Source organism: Aquibaculum sediminis, assembly GCF_040712085.1.
In the GTDB taxonomy this organism is placed as follows: Bacteria; Pseudomonadota; Alphaproteobacteria; order Kiloniellales; family DSM-21159; genus Aquibaculum; species Aquibaculum sediminis.
This window is the reverse complement of the sequence record NZ_JBFCVK010000001.1, coordinates 516,092-536,038: the sequence shown is the minus strand read 5'-3', so window position 1 is coordinate 536,038 and position 19,947 is coordinate 516,092. Positions and strand designations below refer to the sequence as shown.

Sequence of the window (19,947 nt, the reverse complement as noted above, 5' to 3'; positions counted from 1 at the left end):
CCGCCGGCTCGAACTCAGGAGGACGTGAAACATGCGGCTCAAGGACAAGGTGGCGGTGGTAACGGGTGCGGCGGCCGGGATCGGTCTCGCCTGCGCCGAGGCCTTTGCGCGCGAGGGCGCCAAGGTCGTGCTCTCCGACATCAACAGCGAAAGAGGTGAAGCCGCAGCGCAGCAGGTCCGCAAGCAGGGCGGCGAGGCGCGCTTTGTGGCCTGCGACGTCGGCGACAAGGCCCAGGTCGACAAACTGATCGAAGCCACGGTTGCCGCCTATGGCGGTGTGGACATCGCCGTGGCAAACGCCGGTATCGTCCATGCCTGCGATTTCCTCGAACTCGCCGAGGAGGATTTCGACCGCGTGCTGCGCGTGAACCTGAAGGGCGTCTTCCTGACCGGTCAGGCGGCGGCGCGCCAGATGGCAAAGCAGGGCCGGGGCGGCACGATCATCAACATGTCCTCGGTCAACGCCGTGCTCGCCATACCCGCGATCACGCCCTACGTGGTCGCGAAGGGCGGTGTGAACCAGCTCACCAAGTCCATGGCGCTGTCGCTGGTCGACAAGGGCATCCGCGTGAATGGCATCGGCCCAGGTTCGATCCGCACCGAGGTTTTCGCCGCCGTGGCCAACGATCCGGAGAAGATGAAGGGCATCCTCTCGCGCACCCCCATGGGCCGGGTCGGCGAGACCTCCGAGATCGCCTCCGTCGCCGTCTTCCTGGCCAGCGAAGACTCCAGCTACATCACCGGCCAGACCATCTATCCCGACGGCGGGCGCATGGCGCTCAACTACACCGTCCCGGTGAAGCAGGACTGACGGGTTCGGCTCTCGGCCTTAGACCGCGCTCGGGATGGGCTGTGGCGCGGCGTAGGGCCGAGACTCTTCCGCAGGCTGGGCCAGTGTAACGGCCCAGCTGTCGTGCAGGCGCAGTTCGGTCAGGGTGAGCTCGTAGTCGATGCGCTCACCGACCGCCACGCTGCGCTGGGGCACGCGGAACATGCGATTCCGCCAGTGTGTTCGGCGGCTGAAGGGTGAGGTGTCGAAGCGCAGGCTCTCATCGAAGACGACGGCGAAATACTGATAGATGCCATCGAGCTGTCCGGGGCGCTGCACCTCTCGCGATAGCGCAATGCGCTGGGGCAGGCCCGAAGTGTCGTTGATCTCGTTGAGGTCCACCGTCAAGGCAGGGCTGGGAGCACCCAGAAAGTCTTCGACATCGTCGTGATCCATCATGGAACGGCGACCGTAGTGCGGGGAGCGATAGGAGCGGGCGATCTCCGCCAGGTGGCTGAACTCCAGCCCCTGGACGCGGATTTCCTCCAGGAAGGGCACGCGATAGTCCGGGTGGAGGCAGACCGGCTCCAGGTAGAGCTCGAAGCGGCCGGGCAGGATGCGCCCGCCGGGCTTGAGCAGCCGGCGCTTCAGGTCCAGCAGATTGTCCACCATGTTCTCGTTGAAGAGATTGTCGCCGATCTGCTCGTGCAGCAACACATCGACCTGCTCCGGCGGGCGGAACTGCCGGCTGTTGGCGTGGACGAAGGTGATGGTGTCGATGCCGTTGCGCCGTGCATTGGCCTCGGCCAGGGTGATGAAGTCCGAATGGTCGATGGCATAGACTTTCGCCCCCTGGCGCGCGGCGAGCATGGCGAGCACGCCGCTGCCGGTGCCCAGGTCGACCACCACGTCGCCGGGCTTGATCAGGCGCCGGATGGCTTCGGCGTAGCAGTCGACGCGAACGCTGTCGGCCAGCATCTTCTCGTGCTCGTAGAGATCGCTGAACTCGTGACTGTTGCGCAGGCTGTAAGCTAGGTCATAGAGGGTCTTGTTCGACTTGATGGAGTGCAGAGCGCGCCGGGACAGCCCGATCCCCAGCCCGGCCATCCGCCAGCCCACCCACGACGTGGCATCGCGCAGCATTTTGATCCGCCCTCCCGCAGCCTTCGTTTTTCGCCTGCTATGCTTAGACCGGGAAGCGTTGGTTCCGCGCTGATCTTGCGGCTGTATGGCAGGCGCGAAGGGGGGTGGGATTCCCCTTGAGGGGCAGCCAATCCAGGGTGAGGTGGCTGTGGCGGCTACAGCGTGCCGGCCACCCAGGCGGCGGTTTGGTCTGCAAAGCCTTGCAGGACTTCGCTGACGGCAACGGGGTAGGGCGGGTCGGCCGGTTTGAGGCTGTGCAGGTGAGTGGGTAGCGCCGCAATCTCGTCGCGGGCCCGGGCGCGGATCCGCGAAAGCGTTTCCCCGCCGGCCGCCAGGCGTCGGCCATCGTGCATCACCGGCACCAGGAGCGGGCGACCGGGCAGGCGCTCGTCCTGAAGTGCGATGGTATCGCCCTCTGCACTCCCCTCCGCGTCCCTGCGAAAGACCTGCTTGGGCCCGGGCAGCACCAGCTTGCCCGGAGACAGCTTCAACCGACCCCGGCCGGCATAAGCGCAAAGCTTATAGGCGATATCAAGGCTGGGCGCGTCGTCCGACACGCCCATGGCCGTGCCGACGCCGAAGCCGTCGATGGGTGCCCCTTCCGCCAGCAGGGCAGCAATCTTCGTCTCGTCGAGACCGCCGCTGGCAATGATTTCCACGCGCTGCAGGCCGGCTGCGTCGAGAAGCGCGCGGGCGTCGCGGGCGAGAGCGCCAAGATCGCCCGAATCAAGCCGGATGGCCCGAACACGAAAAGTCTTGCCCTGCTCCCGGGCCAGGGCGATCACCCGCTGCACACCCTCCAGCGTATCGTAGGTGTCCACCAGCAGCACGCTGTCGGGATAGACCTGAGCGAAGGCCTCGAAGGCCGATGCTTCCCGGTCATGGGCCTGGATGTAGCTGTGCGCCATGGTGCCGGCCAACGGCAGACCGAAGCGTTGGCCCGCCGCAACGTTCGAGGTTGCGGCAAGGCCGGCAATGTGGAAGGCCCGGGCGGCCATGGTTGCGGCATCGAGGCCGTGCATGCGCCTGGCGCCAAAGTCGATGACCGGCCGGCCCTGGGCTGCCGACACCACGCGCGCCGCCTTGGAGGCCAGCAGGGTTTGCAGGTGGATCTGGTTGAGCACGAAGGTCTCGATGAGCTGCGCCTGCGGCAGCGGTGCGCGCACTTCCAGGATGGGTTCGCCGCCGAAGACCGGCGTGCCTTCCGGCACCGCCCGCACCTCACCGGTGAAACGAAAGGCGGCAAGCCACACCAGAAAGGCATCGCAGAAGTGACCGAGAGAGCGCAGATAGGCGAGGTCGTCCGACGTGAATCGCAGAGCTTCGAGATAATCGAGCACCTGTTCCAGGCCGCAGGCCAGGAGGAAGTTGCGGCGGGGCGGCAGCCGCCTGACCGTCAGCGTGAAGACCGCCGGTTCCTGCATTCCCTCGGCCAGATAGGCCTGCAGCATGGTCAGTTCATAAAGATCGGTGAAGAGCGCATTGCCGTGGCCCACTGCCGAAACAGGGCGAGGCTCATGGGAAGGGCTCGGCGGCATGGCGATTACAGCATCATTTCCGGCTGGCCCGCATGCTCCTTCTCCTTTTCCGGCAGTTCCGTCATGGTCACTTCGGTCAGCAGCAGCACGCCGGCGACCGAGACGGCGTTCTCCAGAGCGATGCGCACGACCTTGGTCGGGTCAACGATGCCGGCCTTCACGAGATCCACATACTCCTTGCGGGCTGCGTCGAAGCCGCGACCGCCGGTGCCCTTGAGCATCTCGGCCACGACCACGCCACCGTCGACCGCTGAATTCTCCGCGATTTGTCGGGTGGGCGCTTCCAGGGCGCGCTTAAGAATCTGCACCCCGGTGCGTTCATCGCCCTCGCACGAACCCTCCATTTCGGCGAGGGCGGGGATGCACCGCAGCAACGCCAAACCGCCTCCGGGCACAATACCTTCAGCCACCGCCGCCTTGGTGGCGTTGATGGCGTCGTCGAGCGCCTCCTTCTTGGATTTCATCTCCGCCTCGGAGGGTGCGCCCACGCGGATGACGGCAACTCCGCCTGACAACTTGGCGAGACGCTCCTGCAGTTTCTCCCGGTCATAGTCGCTTGTGGTCTGCTCGATCTCGTGGCGAATCTGCTCCACGCGGCCGTTGATCTCTTCCTTGCGGCCGCGTCCGCCGATGATGGTTGTGCCTTCCTTGTCGGCGACCACCCGTTCTGCGCCGCCGAGCTGCTCCAGGATGATCGTCTCCAAGGTCATCCCGAGCTCCTCCGACACCACCGTGCCGCCGGTCAGCGCTGCAATGTCTCCGAGCATGGCCTTGCGGCGGTCCCCGAAGCCGGGCGCTTTGGCGGCGCAGCTCTTCAAGGTGCCGCGCAGGTGGTTGACCACCAGCGTTGCCAGCGCCTCGCCTTCAACGTCCTCCGCGATGACGAGAATCGGCCGGGAGGCCTTGGCCACCTGTTCGAGCAGGGGAACGAGATCCTTGAGCGCGCCCAGCTTCCGATCGAGCAGCAGGATCAGGGGCTCGTCGAGCACAGCCTCCATTTTCTGCGGATCGGTGATGAAGTAGGGCGAGAGAAAGCCGCGGTCGAAGCGCATACCCTCGACCACCTCCAGAGTCGTTTCGGTGGTCTTGGCCTCCTCCACCGTGATCACGCCTTCGTCGCCCACCTTGTCCATGGCTTCGGCCACCAGGGCGCCGATGCTTGCATCATTGTGGGCGGAGATGGTCGCGACCTGCGCCTTCTCCCGGCTGGTCTCGACCGGCCGTGAGAGGCTGCGCAGGGCCTCGATGGCCGTCCTGGCACCGCGATCGAAGCCGCGCCGCAGGTCGATCGCACTGGCGCCGGCAACGACATTGCGAATGCCATCGGCCAGCAGCGCATGGGCCAGGACGGTGGCGGTGCTGGTGCCGTCGCCCACCACGTCACCGGTCTTCTCAGCGGCCTGCCGGAGCATCTGAACACCCAGATCCTCTTCCGGGTCTTTCAGGCTCATCTCCTTGGCGATGGTGACCCCGTCGTTGCAGACGATCGGCGCGCCCCAGGGCTTCTGGATCAGAACCGACTTCGATTTCGGACCCAGCGTGACCCGCACGGCGTCGGCAAGCTGCGTCGCGCCGCGGAGCACTTTCTCGCGGGCGGCGGAGCGAAACAGGACCTGCTTATGGCCCATGACGCGACTCCTGTCTTGGGAATATGGAGAGTATTGCATAGCGGGAATCGGCGGCCTTGACCTGGGTCAAGGCTAGGCCGGATCGCATACACGGAGAGGAGCGAGATGATGGAGCAGTTTGTCATACTGGCTGGCTACAACAGCTGGGCCAATCGGCGCGTTTACGCAGCCGCTGCCGCGGTGCCGGAGGAAGCCTATCGCCGCAACGCCGGGGCCTTTTTCGGATCGCTGCATGGCACGCTCAATCATCTGCTGGTGGCCGACCGGATCTGGATGCAGCGATTTACCGGCACGGGCGAAGCGCCGACACAGCTGGATGCGATCCTTTTCGAGTCCCTGCCTGAACTCACTGCGGCCCGTGAAGCGGAGGACCGGCGTATTGAAGACTATGTTGGCGGCCTGGACGACGCGGCGCTCGCCGGCAGTTTTCGCTACCGCACGATCTCCAAACCAGAGGACATCGAGCAGCCGCTGGCGCCGGCCCTGACCCACTTCTTCAATCATCAGACCCACCACCGCGGCCAGGCTCACTGCCTGCTTACGCAGATGGCGGGCGATGCGCCGGGGCTTGATCTCATCACCTTTCAGCGCGAGACCGGCCTCGGTCTGGCAGGCACGGGAGCGGCCACTTGACCTTCTCCATCGTGGCCCGCTGTCCGCGCAGCGGGCAGTTCGGCATTGCCGCCGCGACCGCCATGCCGGCCGTGGGCAAATTGCTGACCCATGCCCAGGCCGGTGTTGGCGCCGTGGCGACGCAGGCGCAGATCAATCCCTATCTCGGCATCGACGGCCTGGCGCTGCTTGCGCGAGGCATGCCCGCTCTCGACGTCATTGAGGCCCTGAAGCCGCGCGATCCACGCATGGACCTGCGCCAAGTGGCCGTGGTCGACGCGCAGGGGCGGGTGGCGGCCTTCACCGGCGAAGGCTGCCCGGTCTGGTCGGGTCATATCACCGGAGAAGGTTACAGCCTGCAGGGCAATCGCCTTGCCGGGGCGGAGGTGCTGGAGCGTGCGCGCGAACGCTACCTGGCGCTGGAAGGGCAGCCGCTGCCCGAGCGCCTGGTGCAGGCATTGGCCAGCGCCGACGCCGGCGGCGGAGATCGCAAGGGGGAACGCTCGGCGACGCTCTATGTGGTCGACAGCGAGGACTATCCGCTCTGGGACATTCGGGTCGACGAACACGCCCGGCCAATCGAGGAGTTGCAGCGCCTGCTGCAGGTCTTTGCCCAGGACGTGGTGCCGCACATCCGCCGCATGCCGACGCGGGAGAATCCAGCCGGCGAGGCCGGGGAAGAGGTCGCCTGACTTCGGCACGACCCGATCTGGAGAGTCAGTGCACGATCTGCAGCAGGACAGCGCCGGTCACCACCAGGGCCGAAGCAGTGATGCGGTGGGCGCCGAAGCCTTCCTTGAGGATGAAGGCGCCAATTGCCGCGGCCATCAGCACGCTAGTCTCCCGCAAGGCCACCACGTGAGCCATGGGTGCCACGGTCATGGCCCAGATGACGATTGCATAGGCGGTGCCCGCCATCAGGCCGCCGCCGATTCCGGGCAGCAGAATCGGGCGAAAGCTGTTTACGAGACGCCCGCGCCGCAGGTAGCCCACGATGGCCATGAAGATCGTGCCTTCGAGGAAGAAGAGCCAGGCGATGTAGCTAAGCGTCGAGCCTGCGTTGCGCGCGCCCAGGCCGTCGGCCAGGGAATAGCTGGCGATCGACAGGCCGACGAGCAGCGCCAGGACGACGGAGCGCAACTCACCGGCTCGGCGCGGTCCGCGCCGCAATGAGAGCCCGAGAATGCCAAGGCTGACGATTGCGATGGCGGCCATCTCCGCCGGGGTCTTGGTTTCGCCCGCCAGCAGCCAGCCGCCCAACGCCACCAGCAGCGGCGCGGAGCCGCGGGCGATGGGATAAACCTGAGAGAGGTCTCCCTGTTGGTAGGCCGCAGCCAGCAGGCCGTTGTAGGCGATGTGGATGATGACGGACGCGACGAGAAAGGGCAGGGCGGCTGCGGCCGGAAGAGGCAGGAACAGCAGGAAGGGCGCCGCCACGAGACCAGGTGCCAGCATCACCAATGCCTGCACCGCCAGGCGGTCGCCGCCGGCCTTGACCAGCGCGTTCCAGGTCGCGTGCAGCGCCGCAGCCAGCAACACCAGGGGCAGAACCCACGTAGGGCTCATCGCCCCCAGATCCGGCATGGCCTAGCTGTCCAGGCCCATCAAGCCGCGGGCAAAGGCCTTGGCTTCGAAAGGTCGCAGGTCGTCGGCGCCTTCGCCCACGCCCACGGCATGCACCGGCAGGCCGAACTTCTCGGCGAGGGCGACAAGTACGCCTCCACGGGCGGAGCCGTCGAGCTTGGTCACCACCAGACCGCTGACATGCACCAGGTCCTTGAAGGTGGACACCTGCTGGAGCGCGTTCTGGCCGGTGGTGGCGTCCAGGGTCAGGAGCACATCGTGCGGCGCTTCGGGGTCGAGCTTGCGGATCACGCGAATGATCTTCTGCAGCTCGGCCATCAGGTTTTCCTTGTTGTGCAGGCGGCCGGCTGTATCGATCAGCAGCAGGTCCGCCCGCTCGCTCTGCGCCCTCTGCAGTGCATCGTAGGCCAAGCCCGCGGCGTCGGCGCCCTGCTTGCCGGAGACAACCGGGCAACCGGTCCGCTCGCCCCAGATCTGCAGCTGCTCGATGGCCGCGGCGCGGAAGGTGTCCCCGGCGGCCAACACCACGCTCAAGCCCTGCTCGCGGTAGAACTTGGCGAGCTTGCCGATGGTGGTCGTCTTGCCGGTGCCGTTGACGCCCACCACCAGGACCACATGCGGCTTGCGGGCCGGATCGGGCTCCAGCGGGTGTGCCACCGGCTCCAGCATCTTGGCCGCTTCCTCGGCCAGGGCGCCGCGGATCTCTTCCGGGCTTACATCCTTGCCGAAGCGGGTGCGGGCGAGTTGGCTCGTCAGCTTGGCCGCCGGCGCCACACCGAGGTCGGCGGCGATCAGCAGTTCTTCCAGTTCCTCCAGCGCCGCGTCGTCGAGCTTGCGCTTGGTGAAGATGCCGGTGATGCCTTCGCCGAGTCGGGAGGAGGAGCGGGAAAGGCCTTCCTTGAGGCGCGAAAACCAACCGCTCATGCTGCCGACTCCAATGCCTGTGCCTGCAACTGGCTGCCTGTGCGCGAGGTGATTCGCGCCGTTACGATTTCGCCCACCGGCCCTTCCAGGGAGACGGGCGCGAAATGGCTGCAGCGGCCCAGGCCGGGCTGTTCGATCAGGACCTCTGCGTGACTCCCCACCCGGCTTTCCAGAAAGCGGTCGACGGCCGCGTCTCCGGCGGCGCGCAGACGGGCGGCGCGCTCCTTGCGTTCGGGCTTCGGCACGGCGGGCATGCGCGCGGCCGGGGTGCCCGGGCGTTCGGAATAGGGGAAGACATGCAGCCATGTCAGGCCCGCATCCTCCACCAGGTTCAGGCTGTTGCGGAACATGCTTTCGTCCTCGGTCGGGAAGCCGGCGATGAGATCGGCGCCGAAGACCACGTCGGGGCGCAGGCGGCGTACCTTCTCGGTGACGGCCAGAAGATCGCGGCGCAGATGCCGGCGCTTCATGCGTTTGAGAATGAGGTCATCGCCGGCCTGGGCCGAAAGGTGCAGGTGCGGCATGAGCCGCGGCTCCTCGGCCAACAGGCGATAGAGGTCCTCGTCGATCTCCACCGGATCGAGCGAGGAGAGGCGCAGGCGCGGCAACTCCGGCACGGAAGCCAGCAGGCGGCGCAGCATCTGCCCCAGGCTCGGTTGCCCCGGCAGGTCGCCGCCGTAGGAGGTGACGTCCACACCGGTCACCACCACCTCGCGCACGCCGGCGGCAACGAGGCGCCGCACCTGTTCGACGATCTCACCCATGGGGACCGAGCGGCTGGGGCCGCGTCCGTAGGGGATGATGCAGAAGGTGCAGCGATGATCGCAGCCCTGTTGCACCTCGATGAAGGCGCGGGTCTTCTCCGCGAAGCCCTCGATCAGGTGTCCCGCCGTCTCCCGGGCTTCCATGATGTCGGCCACGACGACGCGCGGAACGCCATGAGGGTCGAAGGAGCCTGCCTCGAGCTTTTCGAGATTGCCCAGAACGCGGTCGACTTCCGGCATGGCGGCGTAACGATCGGGATCGATCTGCACGGCACAGCCGGTGACGATGATCATGGCATCGGGATGCGCGCGCCTGGCCTTGCGCACGGCCTGGCGGAACTGCCGCTCGGCCTCGGCTGTCACGGCGCAGGAATTGAGAATCACCGCGCGTTCCAGTCCGGCCGCCTGGGCATGCCGGCGCATCACCTCGGACTCATAGGCATTGAGCCGACAGCCAAAGGTGACGACCTCCAGGGCACTGTCCGTCGGATCGCTGGAAGGTTCTGCTAGGGTTGAGCGCATTCGGCGGTTATAGGAAGCAAAGCGAGCGCTGTCCATGGCCGCCCCGGGCCAGGCGCGCATGGCGGCTGCGCAGTCTCTGCGCAGCAGGGAAACCATTGTCTGGGCTTGCCTTCTTCGTGACTGTCCCCGCACCGCGCCGAAACAACCGCTCCATAGCCGACCTGCTGGAGGGCCTGCCACGGACCCTGCCGACGGGGGCCATTCACTTGCGCCAATTGCTCGATGCCCTGGGGGACCGGAGCATGGCTTCGGCCTTGCTGCTGCTCACGGTTCCCCAGGTACTGCCCATACCCCTACTCATATCCAATCTCCTGGCACTGCCCATCCTGGCAGTCGCCGTCCAGATCATGCTGGGACAGCAGAGTCTCTGGCTCCCGAACTGGCTGCTGGACAAGCCCGTAGGGCGCGAGCGCTTGGAACAGATCTGCGAGAAGGTGGTGCCGCCGCTGCGCCGGGTGGAGCGCCTGATCCGTCCGCGCTACGCAAACATCTGGGCCAGGGATGGTGGCCGGCTGCTCGGGCTGGCCTGCATTGCCATTGCGCTGGTCTCGGTGGCGCCGCTGCCCTTCACCGGCTGGGTGCCAGGCTGGGCCCTGCTGCTGATTGCGCTGGGCCTGCTGCAGCACGATGGCCTGGTCGTATTCGTCGGCTTGGCAATCGGCACAGTGGCCGTTGCGATCTTCGTTGCGGTGGTCGTTGGGCTGGTAAGTGTCGGCGACTGGGTGATCTAGCCGACAGGCAGGGACCTGCCCTTGTCAGATGGAATGGCCACCGCGGCGGAAGGGGGCGGCGGGGTAGACGCCGAGGATGCGGACCTCGCGGCTGAAGAATCCCAGTTCTTCCAGGGCCAGGCGCACCAGGCGCTGTTCGGGATGTCCTTCGACGTCCGCATAAAACTGCGCCACCGTGAAGCGGTCGTCGATCATGTAGCTTTCCAGCTTCGTGATGTTGACGCCGTTGGTGGCGAAGCCGCCCATGGCCTTGTAGAGCGCGGCCGGCACGGAGCGCACGCGGAACACCAGTGAGGTGATCACCGGCCCGTTCTCGGGGCCGATATCCAGCGGCTCCCGTGCCATTACGATGAAGCGGGTCGTGTTGTGCCGCTGGTCCTGCACGTCGGGCAGCAGGGTTTGCAGACCGTATTCGCGCCCGGCCAGGGCGGACGCAACTGCACCGATGCGCGGATCCCCGCGCTCCGACACCTCCTTGGCTGCGCCGGCCGTATCGGCATGCACCACCGGCCGCAGGCCGTGCTCGCGCAGAAACTTGCGGCACTGGGACAGGGCTTGCTCATGGCTGTGAACTTCCGCCAGCCCTTCCAGAGTCGCCCCCGGGGGCGCCAGCAACTGGTGCTCCACCTTCTGGAAATGTTCGCCGATGAAGTGCAGGCCCGAGTCGGGCAGCAGGTGATGGATGTCGGCGACCCGCCCGGCGCTGGAATTCTCGATGGGAATCATCGCCAGTTCCGCCGCGCCTTCGCGCACGGCGGCGAAGGCTTCCTCGAAGGTGGCGCAGGGCAGGGTGGTTCGCTCGGGAAAGACCGCCCGGCAGGCCATGTCTGAATAGGCGCCGTGCGTGCCCTGAAAGGCAATGGCGGTAGAGGTTTCGGCCATGGAATTCACCGGTTCTCGGAACAGCGGGAGCGACTCAGCGAGGCGCGAGAAGCGAGCGGGCCCTCTCAAGGTCAGCGGGAGTATCGACACCCAGCGGAAGGGTGTCAACGCGCGCCACATCCACGCGCATGCCGGCTTCTAGAGCGCGCAGCTGCTCCAGTTTCTCCCGCAGTTCCAAGGGGCTGGGCGGCAGGGCTACGAAACGGTCCAAGGCGGCGCGTCGATAGGCATAGATGCCGATGTGGTGATAGAGCGGCTTCTGCCGATCGCCCCCATCCCAGGGTGCGCTGCAGCGGGTGAAGTAGAGCGCTCGGGCAATCGATGCCTTCTCAGCGAAGGCGCAGACCGGCTTCACCACGTTGGGATTGTCCCTTTCCTGCGCGTCCTCGATCTCCACGGCCAGGGTGCCGATATCGACGGCCGGATCGGCCAGCGGGCTGAGTACGGCGCGGATCAACTCCGGGTCCAGCGTGGGCAGGTCGCCCTGGAGATTGACGATCAGATCATGTCGCGCCTGCGGATCGATCCGCAGCAGCGCCTGGTGGATGCGGTCCGAACCCGACGGCAGGTCGGGGTCGGTCAGGACCGCCCGGCCGCCTGCAGCCTCCACAGCCTCCACCACCTCGGCTTCTGCAGCCGCGACCACCACCGGGCCGACCGCTGCTTCGCGTGCCCGGTCGAGGACATGGACGATCATGGGTTTGCCGTGAATGTCGGCCAGCGGCTTGTTCGGCAGCCGCGTCGAGGCCAAACGGGCGGGAATCAGTACGATGGGATCGGACAAAGCTGTGGCTTCCACTTGCGGGTCGGGGCTTGAGCGGTTAAAGCATCGGCCGGTGCCGTCGGCAAGCGCCTGTGGGGGTATGGCATTTCGGCAGGGGTCGATGCAGCCTTGCTTTCCTTCATGCGCGGGTCAGGCACGCCCAGACGCAGGTCGCATCGAAAGGGTAGCGGAGCGCGATGTCCCTCGAGCTGAACAAGATGGCCGCGGCGGTTCTCACTGCCGGCGTGGTTGCAATGTCCACCGGCTTCATTGCCAAGCTGCTGGTTCACCCGGCTTCGCTTGAAGAGAATGCCTATCCTATCGAAGTCAGCGACGCCGGAGGAGCGGCGCCCGCGGAAGCGGAGGAGCCGGGTCTCGAGCCCGTGCTGCCGCTGCTTGCGGATGCTGACGTCGAAGCCGGCGAAGCGGCCTTCCGGGCCTGCGCCGCCTGCCACACAGTCGACGAGGGCGGGGCGCATCGCGTTGGCCCGAACCTCTGGGACATCGTGGGCGCCTCGCATGCGCATGCGGAGGGCTTCAACTATTCAGACGCCATGGCGTCCTTGAGCGATGAGCCCTGGACCTACGAGGCGCTGAACGCCTTCATCGAGAACCCCCGAGAGACCATTCCGGGCACGCGCATGAGTTATGGTGGCATGCGCGATGTTGAGGATCGCGCCAACCTGATCGCTTATCTGCGCAGCCTGTCCGACGATCCGGCGGCGCTGCCCACTGAGGAAGAGATCCAGGAAGTGGTCGGCGAAGAGGAAGCCGAGCCTGCTGAGGCCGAAGGCGAAGGCCAGGCCGAGGCTGAAGGCGAGGAGCAGGCCTCAAGCGAGGAAGAAGGCACCGAAGCCGCCACTGAAGAGGCCGCGCCCGAGGAGGCCGAGGGCGAAGAGGCTGCCGCCGGCGCCGAGGAAACGGCAGTCGAGGGTGACGGCGAGCTGCTGGCGGCGATCGGCGATGCCGACCCGGCCGACGGCGAGAGCCTGTTCCGTCGTTGTGCGGCCTGCCACACGGCGGACGAGGGTGGTCCGAACCGCGTCGGTCCCAATCTCTGGGAGATCGTCGGCGCCTCGGTGGCCCACCTCGACGGTTTCAACTACTCGGACGCCGCCCGGGAGATGGGTGCGGAGGGTGTCACCTGGACCTATGAGAACCTGGATGCCTTCCTGGAAGCCCCGCGCGATTGGATGCCGGGAACCCGAATGGTCTTCCCAGGCCTGCGCGATGCGGCCGACCGGGCAGCCATGATCGCCTTCTTGCGCAGCAAGAGCGACGATCCCGCGCCACTCGAGTAGTAGACAACGCCATGACGGTCATCGCCGATGACAGCAACGAGGCCTGCCCCGCAGGCCTCGTTTCTCTTGCAGAGAGGTTGGCGGATGTGGGGGGCGAAATCGCCCTGCGCTATTTCCGCAGCCCGCTGGACGTGGACACCAAAGCGGACGAAAGTCCTGTCACCCGCGCCGATCGCGAGGCAGAGGCGGCCATGCGGGCGATTCTCGCCGAGGAGGTGCCGGACCACGGCATCGTCGGGGAAGAACATGGTGTCCAGGGCGCGGACTCCGACTATGTGTGGATCCTGGACCCCATCGACGGCACCAAGGCCTTCATCACCGGCAATCCGATCTTCGGCACGCTGGTTGCACTGACCCATCGTGGCCGCCCCCTGGCCGGGGTGATCTCCATGCCGGCGCTGGGTGAGCGCTGGGTCGGCGCGCTCGGCCATCCCACGCGTCATCGAGACCCGCAGGGTGCGACATCGACGGTCCAGGTGCGTGCGTGCGACGATCTCGAGCAGGCGATCCTCCGCTGTACCTCTCCACAGATGTTTGCGGCGTCAGCCCGGGACGGCGCCGCCTTCGCGCGTCTGGCGGCCAAAACCCGCCTCGCGCTGTTCGGCGGTGATTGCTTCTGCTACGCGCAGCTTGCCAGTGGCTGGGTCGATCTCGTGGTCGAGGGCGATCTTCAGCCCTATGACTTCATGGCGCTCTTGCCCGTCGTGGAAGGCGCAGGCGGCGTCGTCTGTGACTGGCAGGGCCAGCCTTTGACCCTGGAGTCCGACGGGCGGGTGGTTTGCGCCGGCAGCGCAAGGCTCCGCGATGCGGCCTTGACCTGCTTGCAGCAAGTTGCGTGAAGCCCGACAGGCGCAAACCTTTCAAAAATATAATGATGCGTTAAGGCTTCGACTGTTGCGGCGTCTGCCTTATGCCTTAGGTTAAGGCCGCAACTGGCAACCGGGGACTCCGGGGAGGTTTCGAGGTGTACTTGCGCGCTGCTGCCTGGGCGCTGGCTGTGAGCGTGGCCTGCGTGCCATCCAGCCTGGCTCAGGACGAAGAGTCCCCCCCTTTGTCCCCGCCGCCCGAGCTGGCGGTGCAGCCGCTGCACGGGCTTGCCATGCACGGCGACCCGAAGTACCCGCCGGACTTCACGCACTTCGACTACACCAATCCCGATGCCCCCAAGGGCGGGCGAATCCGCCTCGCGGCGCAGGGCACCTTCGATTCCTTCAACCCATACATCGTGCGTGGCACCGCCGCCTCCGGCATGGGCTACATCTATGAGACCCTGATGGTCTCCAGTGCCGACGAGCCTTTCACCATGTACGGCCTGCTGGCGGAATCGATCGAGGTTCCGGATGATCGCTCCTGGGCGATCTTCAGCCTGAACCCAGAGGCACGCTGGCACGATGGACAGCCGGTGACCGTGGAGGACGTGATCTTTTCGCACGAGATCCTCACCACCGAGGGGCACCCGGCCTATCGCTACTACTACAGCAACATCGAGGAGATCGAGAAACTCGGCAAAGGGCGCCTGCGCATGCTGTTCAGTGAGGGCGAGAACCTGGAATTGCCGCTGATCGCCGGGCAGATGCCGATCGTGCCCCAGCACTGGTGGGAGACGCGGGACTTCGAACGTTCGAGCCTCGATCCGCCCCTGGGCAGTGGTCCCTATCGCGTTGCCGATTTCGAGCCTGGGCGGCATGTAACTCTGGAGCGGGTCGAGGACTATTGGGGCGCGGATCTGCCGGTCAATCGCGGCCAGTACAACTTCGACCGCATCCGATACGACTACTACCTGGACGACACGGTGATCCGGGAAGCCCTCAAGGCGGGTCGGGTCGATTTGAGGCAAGAGAACCAGGCCAAGGCCTGGGCGCTCGACTACAACGTACCAGCGGTGCGCGACGGCTGGTTGATCATGGAGGCGCTGGAGCACGAGCGGCCCACCGGCATGCAGGGCTTCGTCTTCAACACGCGCCGCGAGATATTCAGCGATCCACGGGTGCGAGAGGCTCTGGCCTATGCCTTTGACTTCGAGTGGTCCAATCGAAACCTCTTCTTCAGCCTCTACGCGCGCACCGATAGCTATTTCTCCAACTCAGAGCTGGCATCGAGTGGCCTGCCGGACGGCCGGGAACTGGAGATCCTGGAGCAATACCGCGGTCAGGTTCCCGAAGAGGTCTTCACCGAGAACTTCGATCCCCCCTCCACCGATGGCAGCGGCTGGCCGCGCGAGAATTTGCGCGCTGCTTTCCGCTTGTTGGCGGAGGCAGGCTGGGAGGTCGACCCGGACACGCTGCTCCTCACCAACCGGGAAACCGGAGAGCCCATGCGCTTCGAGGTGCTGCTGGTCAGCCCGGCGATGGAGCGCATCGTGCTGCCGTTCCAGCGCAACCTGCGGCGCCTGGGGATCGAGGTTTCGGTGCGCCTCGTCGACAGCTCGCAGTACATCAATCGCTACCGCGCCTTCGACTTTGACATGATCATCAATGTTTGGGGGCAATCGAACTCCCCCGGCAATGAGCAGCGGGAGTTCTGGTCGTCCGCGGCGGCGGAGATGTCGGGCAGCCGCAATCTGGCCGGAGTCCAGGATCCCGTCGTCGACGAGCTGATCGAGCTGCTCATCGCTGCGCCCTCCCGCGAGGAGTTGGTCGCACGCACCCGCGCGCTCGACCGGGTGCTGCTCTGGGGGCATTATGTCATTCCGCAGTACCACTCGCGGGTGGATCGGCTGCTCTACTGGGATAAGTTCGCCCACCCTGACGTGATTCCCGACTCGGGTTTTGAACTTGATACCTGGTGGTACGACGAAGAGCGGGCCCGGCGCCTTGAGGCGCGCGAGCAGCTTGTCGAGGGGGAGGGGTGATGGCCGAAGCAAGGCTAACGCCGACAAGCCGGACAGGGTTGTCGCCTAGATGAGCGCCTACATCGTTCGTCGCCTCTTCCTCATGGTGCCGACACTCTTCGGCATCATGCTGCTGAATTTCATGGTGCTGCAGTTCGTGCCCGGAGGACCGGTGGAGCAGGTGCTGGCCCAGCTCACCGGCGAAGCCGGCTCCGCCATGGAGCGGGTGACCCGCGCCGGCGACGCGGATGTCAGCGCCGCCGCACCCCGGCGCGAAGGCCAGACCGGCAGCTATCGCGGGGCGCAGGGGCTCGACCCCGAGTTCATCGCCGAGTTGGAGCAGCAGTTCGGCTTCGACAAGCCGGCACACGAACGCTTCTTCCTGATGCTCGGCAACTATCTGGTCTTCGATTTCGGGGAGTCCTTCTTCCGCAGCCGCAGCGTAGCCGAGCTGGTGGTCGAGAAACTGCCGGTGTCGATCTCGCTGGGCCTCTGGACCACGCTGATCACCTATCTGGTCTCGATCCCGCTGGGCATTCGCAAAGCCGTGCGCGATGGCAGTTCCTTCGACATCTGGACCAGCGGCCTTGTCATCGTGGGCTTTGCGATCCCGAACTTCCTCTTCGCCATACTGCTGGTGGTGCTCTTCGCCGGGGGCGGCTATCTCGACTGGTTTCCGTTGCGCGGCCTGACCTCGGATGGCTGGGATGACTTCTCCCTGCCCATGAAGATCGCCGACTACCTGTGGCACATCACCCTGCCGGTGCTGGCCATGGTGATCTCCGGCTTTGCCGGACTGACCATGCTGACCAAAAATTCCTTTCTCGATCAGATACATCAACAGTACGTGCTGACAGCGCGCGCGAAGGGGCTGACCGAGAACCGGGTGCTCTACGGCCATGTCTTCCGCAACGCCATGCTGATCGTCATCGCCGGCTTTCCCTCGGCCTTCATCGGCGTGCTCTTCACCGGCGTCCTTCTGATCGAGGTGATCTTCTCGCTCGACGGCCTGGGGCTCCTGGGCTTCGAGGCGGTGGTGAACCGCGACTATCCCATCGTCCTGGCGACTCTTTACTTCTTCACGTTGCTGGGGCTGTTCCTGAACCTCGTGGGCGACCTGCTGTACACGGTGATCGACCCGCGCATCGACTTTGAAACGCGGGAGGGCTGATGGCGCGCTCACCGGCCGCCGCGCCGCCGCGGCATCGCTTTCTCGGGTTCTCGATCTCACCCATCACCGCGCGGCGTCTGCGCAACTTCCGCGTTAATCGCCGCGGCTTCTGGTCGCTGTGGATCTTTCTGGTCCTTTTCGTACTCAGCCTCTTTGCCGAGTTCCTGGCCAACGACAAGCCGATCCTGGTGCGCTACGACGACGCCTTCTACATGCCGATCTTCGAGGCCCTGCCGGAAACTCACTTCGGCGGAGAGTTCCCGACGGAAACGGACTATCGCGACCCCTATGTGCGTGAACTGATCGCCGAGAAGGGTTGGATGATCTGGCCGCTGGTGGCCTACAACCACCGCACGGTGGCCTGGGATCTGGCTGAGCCGGCACCGACGCCGCCGGATTCGGTGCACTGGCTGGGCACTGACGATCAGGCCCGCGACGTGGTTGCGCGCCTGATCTACGGCTTTCGCATCTCGGTCCTCTTCGGCCTGGCGCTGACGCTTTTCAGCTCCATCGTCGGCGTTGCCGCCGGCGCCGTGCAGGGCTACTTCGGCGGCTGGACCGACTTGCTGTTTCAGCGCTTCATCGAGATCTGGTCCGGGCTGCCTGTGCTCTACCTGCTGATCATCCTGGCCAGCGTGGTCGAACCGGATTTCTGGTGGTTGCTGGGCATCATGCTGGCTTTTTCCTGGATGGGCCTGGTGGGCGTGGTTCGCGCGGAATTCCTCAAGGTTCGCAATTTCGACTATGTGCGCGCGGCCCGGGCATTGGGTGTGGGAAATGGCACCATCATCTTCCGGCACGTGCTGCCCAACGCCATGGTGGCAACCCTGACCTTCATGCCCTTCGTGCTCACCGGCTCGATCACCACCCTGACGGCCCTGGACTTCCTCGGCTTCGGCCTGCCGCCCGGTTCGGCCTCCCTGGGTGACCTACTGGCCCAGGGCAAGGCCAACCTCCAGGCGCCCTGGCTCGGGCTGACGGGCTTCTTCGTGCTGGCGGTCATGCTCAGCCTGCTGGTCTTCATCGGCGAGGCCGTGCGCGATGCCTTCGACCCGCGCAAGCTCTTTGCGGGAGCTGCACCCCCACCGGAAAGCGCCGTGACTGACAGTTCCCGCCCCGCGGCGGCAGCGAAGGGAGCCGAGTGATGGCGGAAACCGGCAAGACGCCGCTGCTCCAGGTCAGCAATCTCGGGGTTCGCTTCCGGACCGGGGGCGCGGTCAGCGAGGCGGTCAAGGCTGTGTCCTTCGATCTGGAGCGAGGCGAGACACTGGGGCTGGTGGGCGAGAGCGGCTCCGGCAAGTCGGTGACGGCGCTCTCGGTCTTGCAGCTGCTGCCCTATCCCCTGGCCGAGCACAGCCCCGGGAGCTCGATCCGCTTTCAGGGGCAGGAGCTGATCGGCATTGGCGACAGGCGGATGCGCAGCGTGCGCGGCAACGCGATCTCCATGATCTTCCAGGAGCCCATGACCTCGCTCAATCCGCTGCACACGGTGCAAAAGCAGATCGGCGAGGTTCTGCTGCTGCACAAGGGCATGGACCGGGTGCAGGCGCGGCGACGGATTCTCGAGCTTCTCGATCTCGTGGGGATTGGTGATGCCGAGCGGCGACTCAGCGCCTATCCGCACGAACTGTCGGGCGGCCAGCGCCAACGGGTGATGATCGCGATGGCCCTGGCCAACGAGCCGGACCTGCTGATCGCCGATGAACCGACGACGGCCCTGGACGTGACGATCCAGGCGCAGATTCTCAAGCTCCTCAAGGAGCTGCAGGAGCGCCTGGGCATGTCAATGCTGCTGATCACCCACGATCTGGGCATCGTGCGCAAGATGGCGCGGCATGTCTGCGTGATGACCCAAGGCGAGATCGTCGAACAGGGGGCCGTGGAGGAGATCTTCCAGCGCCCGCAGCATCCCTACACCCAGCGGCTTCTGGCTGCGGAGCCCAAGGGGCGCCCGCCGGCGCGCGATGCTTCAGCCCCAGTGATCATGGAGGGGCGCGACGTCAAAGTCCATTTTCCCATCCGCAAGGGTCTGCTCAAGCGCGCCGTGGACTACGTAAAGGCGGTCGATGGCATCGATCTCGCCGTGCGCGAAGGCCATACCGTCGGCGTGGTCGGAGAATCGGGTTCGGGCAAGACCACCTTGGGCATGGCCCTGCTGCGCCTCACCGCCAGCCAGGGCTCGGTGGTCTATCTCGGCCGCGATATTCAAGGATGGAAAGCCAAACAGATCAGGCCGTTACGCCGCGAAATGCAGGTGGTGTTTCAGGATCCCTATGGCTCGCTCTCGCCGCGGCTGTCCATCGCCGAGATCGTCGGCGAAGGGCTCAAGGTGCATGGCGGCGGCAGTGCGGCGGAGCGTGATGCCCGTATCGTCGAGGCGCTCGAGGAGGTGGGACTGGACCCGGACAGCCGCCACCGCTACCCGCACGAGTTCTCTGGCGGCCAGCGGCAGCGCATCGCCATCGCGCGCGCCATGGTGTTGAAGCCGCGCTTCGTGGTGCTCGACGAGCCAACCTCGGCACTCGACATGTCCGTGCAGGCGCAGATCGTCGATCTGCTCCGAAGTCTTCAGACCCGGCACCGCCTGGCTTACCTCTTCATCAGTCACGACCTGAAGGTGGTGCGGGCGTTGGCCGATGAAGTGTTGGTCATGCGCAACGGCCGCGTGGTCGAGCAGGGGCCGGCGGACCGGATCTTCGACGCGCCGCGCGAGACCTACACCCGGGCGCTCATGAAAGCGGCCTTCGATCTGGAAACCATGGAGGTCGTCTGAAGGCTGGAGCTT

At 65.8% G+C, this 19,947-nt stretch carries 18 protein-coding genes; 10 read left to right on the top strand and 8 right to left on the bottom strand.

The features are described 5' to 3' along the window. Window positions 1-31: 31 nt before the first annotated feature. Entirely contained in the window at window positions 32-811 is a 780-nt protein-coding gene (locus ABZ720_RS02455; protein WP_366553436.1) for an SDR family NAD(P)-dependent oxidoreductase, read from the top strand. Between the two features lie 18 nt (window positions 812-829). Here ABZ720_RS02455 and ABZ720_RS02450 read toward each other — a convergent pair whose 3' ends face one another. The 3 genes from ABZ720_RS02450 to groL form a co-directional block, all read right to left on the bottom strand. Further along, window positions 830-1,912, bottom strand: a complete 1,083-nt coding sequence (locus ABZ720_RS02450) for a 50S ribosomal protein L11 methyltransferase (protein ID WP_366553434.1) — start codon at window positions 1,910-1,912, stop codon at window positions 830-832. A gap of 155 nt (window positions 1,913-2,067) precedes the next feature. Further along, window positions 2,068-3,450 carry a nicotinate phosphoribosyltransferase gene (locus ABZ720_RS02445; RefSeq protein WP_366553432.1) on the bottom strand — a complete coding sequence of 461 codons (1,383 nt, stop codon included), beginning with the start codon at window positions 3,448-3,450 and terminating at the stop codon, window positions 2,068-2,070. 5 nt (window positions 3,451-3,455) lie between these two features. Further along, the gene (gene groL, locus ABZ720_RS02440) at window positions 3,456-5,078 is read right to left on the bottom strand and encodes a chaperonin GroEL (RefSeq protein ID WP_366553430.1); all 1,623 of its coding nucleotides are present in this window, start codon (window positions 5,076-5,078) and stop codon (window positions 3,456-3,458) included. A 105-nt stretch (window positions 5,079-5,183) separates the two neighbouring features. Between groL and ABZ720_RS02435 the strand changes: the two genes are divergently transcribed. After that, window positions 5,184-5,711 (top strand): DinB family protein, encoded by a 528-nt coding sequence (locus ABZ720_RS02435; protein WP_366553428.1) that lies wholly within the window; start codon window positions 5,184-5,186, stop codon window positions 5,709-5,711. Continuing rightward, window positions 5,708-6,382: a DUF1028 domain-containing protein gene (locus ABZ720_RS02430; protein WP_366553426.1), complete on the top strand. Its 675-nt coding sequence runs from the start codon at window positions 5,708-5,710 to the stop codon at window positions 6,380-6,382. Before ABZ720_RS02435 ends, ABZ720_RS02430 begins: the two co-directional genes overlap by 4 nt. 25 nt (window positions 6,383-6,407) lie before the next feature. Here the strand turns inward: ABZ720_RS02430 and ABZ720_RS02425 are convergent, their stop codons facing one another. The 3 genes from ABZ720_RS02425 to mtaB are packed head-to-tail and all read right to left on the bottom strand — an operon-like array spanning window position 6,408 to window position 9,484. Continuing rightward, a complete protein-coding gene (locus tag ABZ720_RS02425) occupies window positions 6,408-7,256 on the bottom strand; it encodes a DMT family transporter (protein WP_366553424.1) in 849 nt (282 codons plus the stop codon). Between the two features lie 21 nt (window positions 7,257-7,277). Then, entirely contained in the window at window positions 7,278-8,198 is a 921-nt protein-coding gene (gene ftsY, locus ABZ720_RS02420) for a signal recognition particle-docking protein FtsY (RefSeq protein WP_366553422.1), read from the bottom strand. After that, the gene (gene mtaB, locus ABZ720_RS02415) at window positions 8,195-9,484 is read right to left on the bottom strand and encodes a tRNA (N(6)-L-threonylcarbamoyladenosine(37)-C(2))-methylthiotransferase MtaB (RefSeq protein WP_366553543.1); all 1,290 of its coding nucleotides are present in this window, start codon (window positions 9,482-9,484) and stop codon (window positions 8,195-8,197) included. Before mtaB ends, ftsY begins: the two co-directional genes overlap by 4 nt. Window positions 9,485-9,579: 95 nt before the next feature. Here mtaB and ABZ720_RS02410 point away from each other — a divergent pair, with 95 nt between their 5' ends. Further along, window positions 9,580-10,215, top strand: a complete 636-nt coding sequence (locus ABZ720_RS02410; RefSeq protein WP_366553420.1) for an exopolysaccharide biosynthesis protein — start codon at window positions 9,580-9,582, stop codon at window positions 10,213-10,215. Between the two features lie 24 nt (window positions 10,216-10,239). Here ABZ720_RS02410 and ABZ720_RS02405 read toward each other — a convergent pair whose 3' ends face one another. Both ABZ720_RS02405 and ABZ720_RS02400 read right to left on the bottom strand, forming a co-directional pair. Then, window positions 10,240-11,097: a prephenate dehydratase gene (locus ABZ720_RS02405; protein WP_366553418.1), complete on the bottom strand. Its 858-nt coding sequence runs from the start codon at window positions 11,095-11,097 to the stop codon at window positions 10,240-10,242. Window positions 11,098-11,131: 34 nt separating this feature from the next. Beyond that, window positions 11,132-11,881, bottom strand: coding sequence for a 3-deoxy-manno-octulosonate cytidylyltransferase (locus tag ABZ720_RS02400; protein ID WP_366553416.1), 750 nt, complete (start codon window positions 11,879-11,881; stop codon window positions 11,132-11,134). Between the two features lie 176 nt (window positions 11,882-12,057). Here ABZ720_RS02400 and ABZ720_RS02395 point away from each other — a divergent pair, with 176 nt between their 5' ends. From ABZ720_RS02395 to ABZ720_RS02370, 6 genes are all read left to right on the top strand, one after another. Next, the gene (locus ABZ720_RS02395) at window positions 12,058-13,161 is read left to right on the top strand and encodes a c-type cytochrome (protein WP_366553414.1); all 1,104 of its coding nucleotides are present in this window, start codon (window positions 12,058-12,060) and stop codon (window positions 13,159-13,161) included. 11 nt (window positions 13,162-13,172) lie between these two features. Beyond that, complete coding sequence (hisN, locus tag ABZ720_RS02390; protein WP_366553412.1) at window positions 13,173-14,000, top strand: histidinol-phosphatase; 828 nt, start codon at window positions 13,173-13,175, stop codon at window positions 13,998-14,000. 125 nt (window positions 14,001-14,125) lie between these two features. Further along, window positions 14,126-16,012: an extracellular solute-binding protein gene (locus ABZ720_RS02385; protein ID WP_366553410.1), complete on the top strand. Its 1,887-nt coding sequence runs from the start codon at window positions 14,126-14,128 to the stop codon at window positions 16,010-16,012. Between the two features lie 49 nt (window positions 16,013-16,061). Then, window positions 16,062-17,162 (top strand): microcin C ABC transporter permease YejB, encoded by a 1,101-nt coding sequence (locus ABZ720_RS02380; protein WP_366553408.1) that lies wholly within the window; start codon window positions 16,062-16,064, stop codon window positions 17,160-17,162. Continuing rightward, the gene (locus ABZ720_RS02375; RefSeq protein ID WP_366553406.1) at window positions 17,162-18,307 is read left to right on the top strand and encodes an ABC transporter permease; all 1,146 of its coding nucleotides are present in this window, start codon (window positions 17,162-17,164) and stop codon (window positions 18,305-18,307) included. The genes ABZ720_RS02380 and ABZ720_RS02375 overlap by 1 nt, the downstream gene beginning before the upstream one ends. Next, on the top strand, window positions 18,307-19,935 hold the full coding sequence (locus tag ABZ720_RS02370) for an ABC transporter ATP-binding protein (protein WP_366553404.1): 1,629 nt from the start codon (window positions 18,307-18,309) through the stop codon (window positions 19,933-19,935). The genes ABZ720_RS02375 and ABZ720_RS02370 overlap by 1 nt, the downstream gene beginning before the upstream one ends. Window positions 19,936-19,947: the final 12 nt, after the last annotated feature.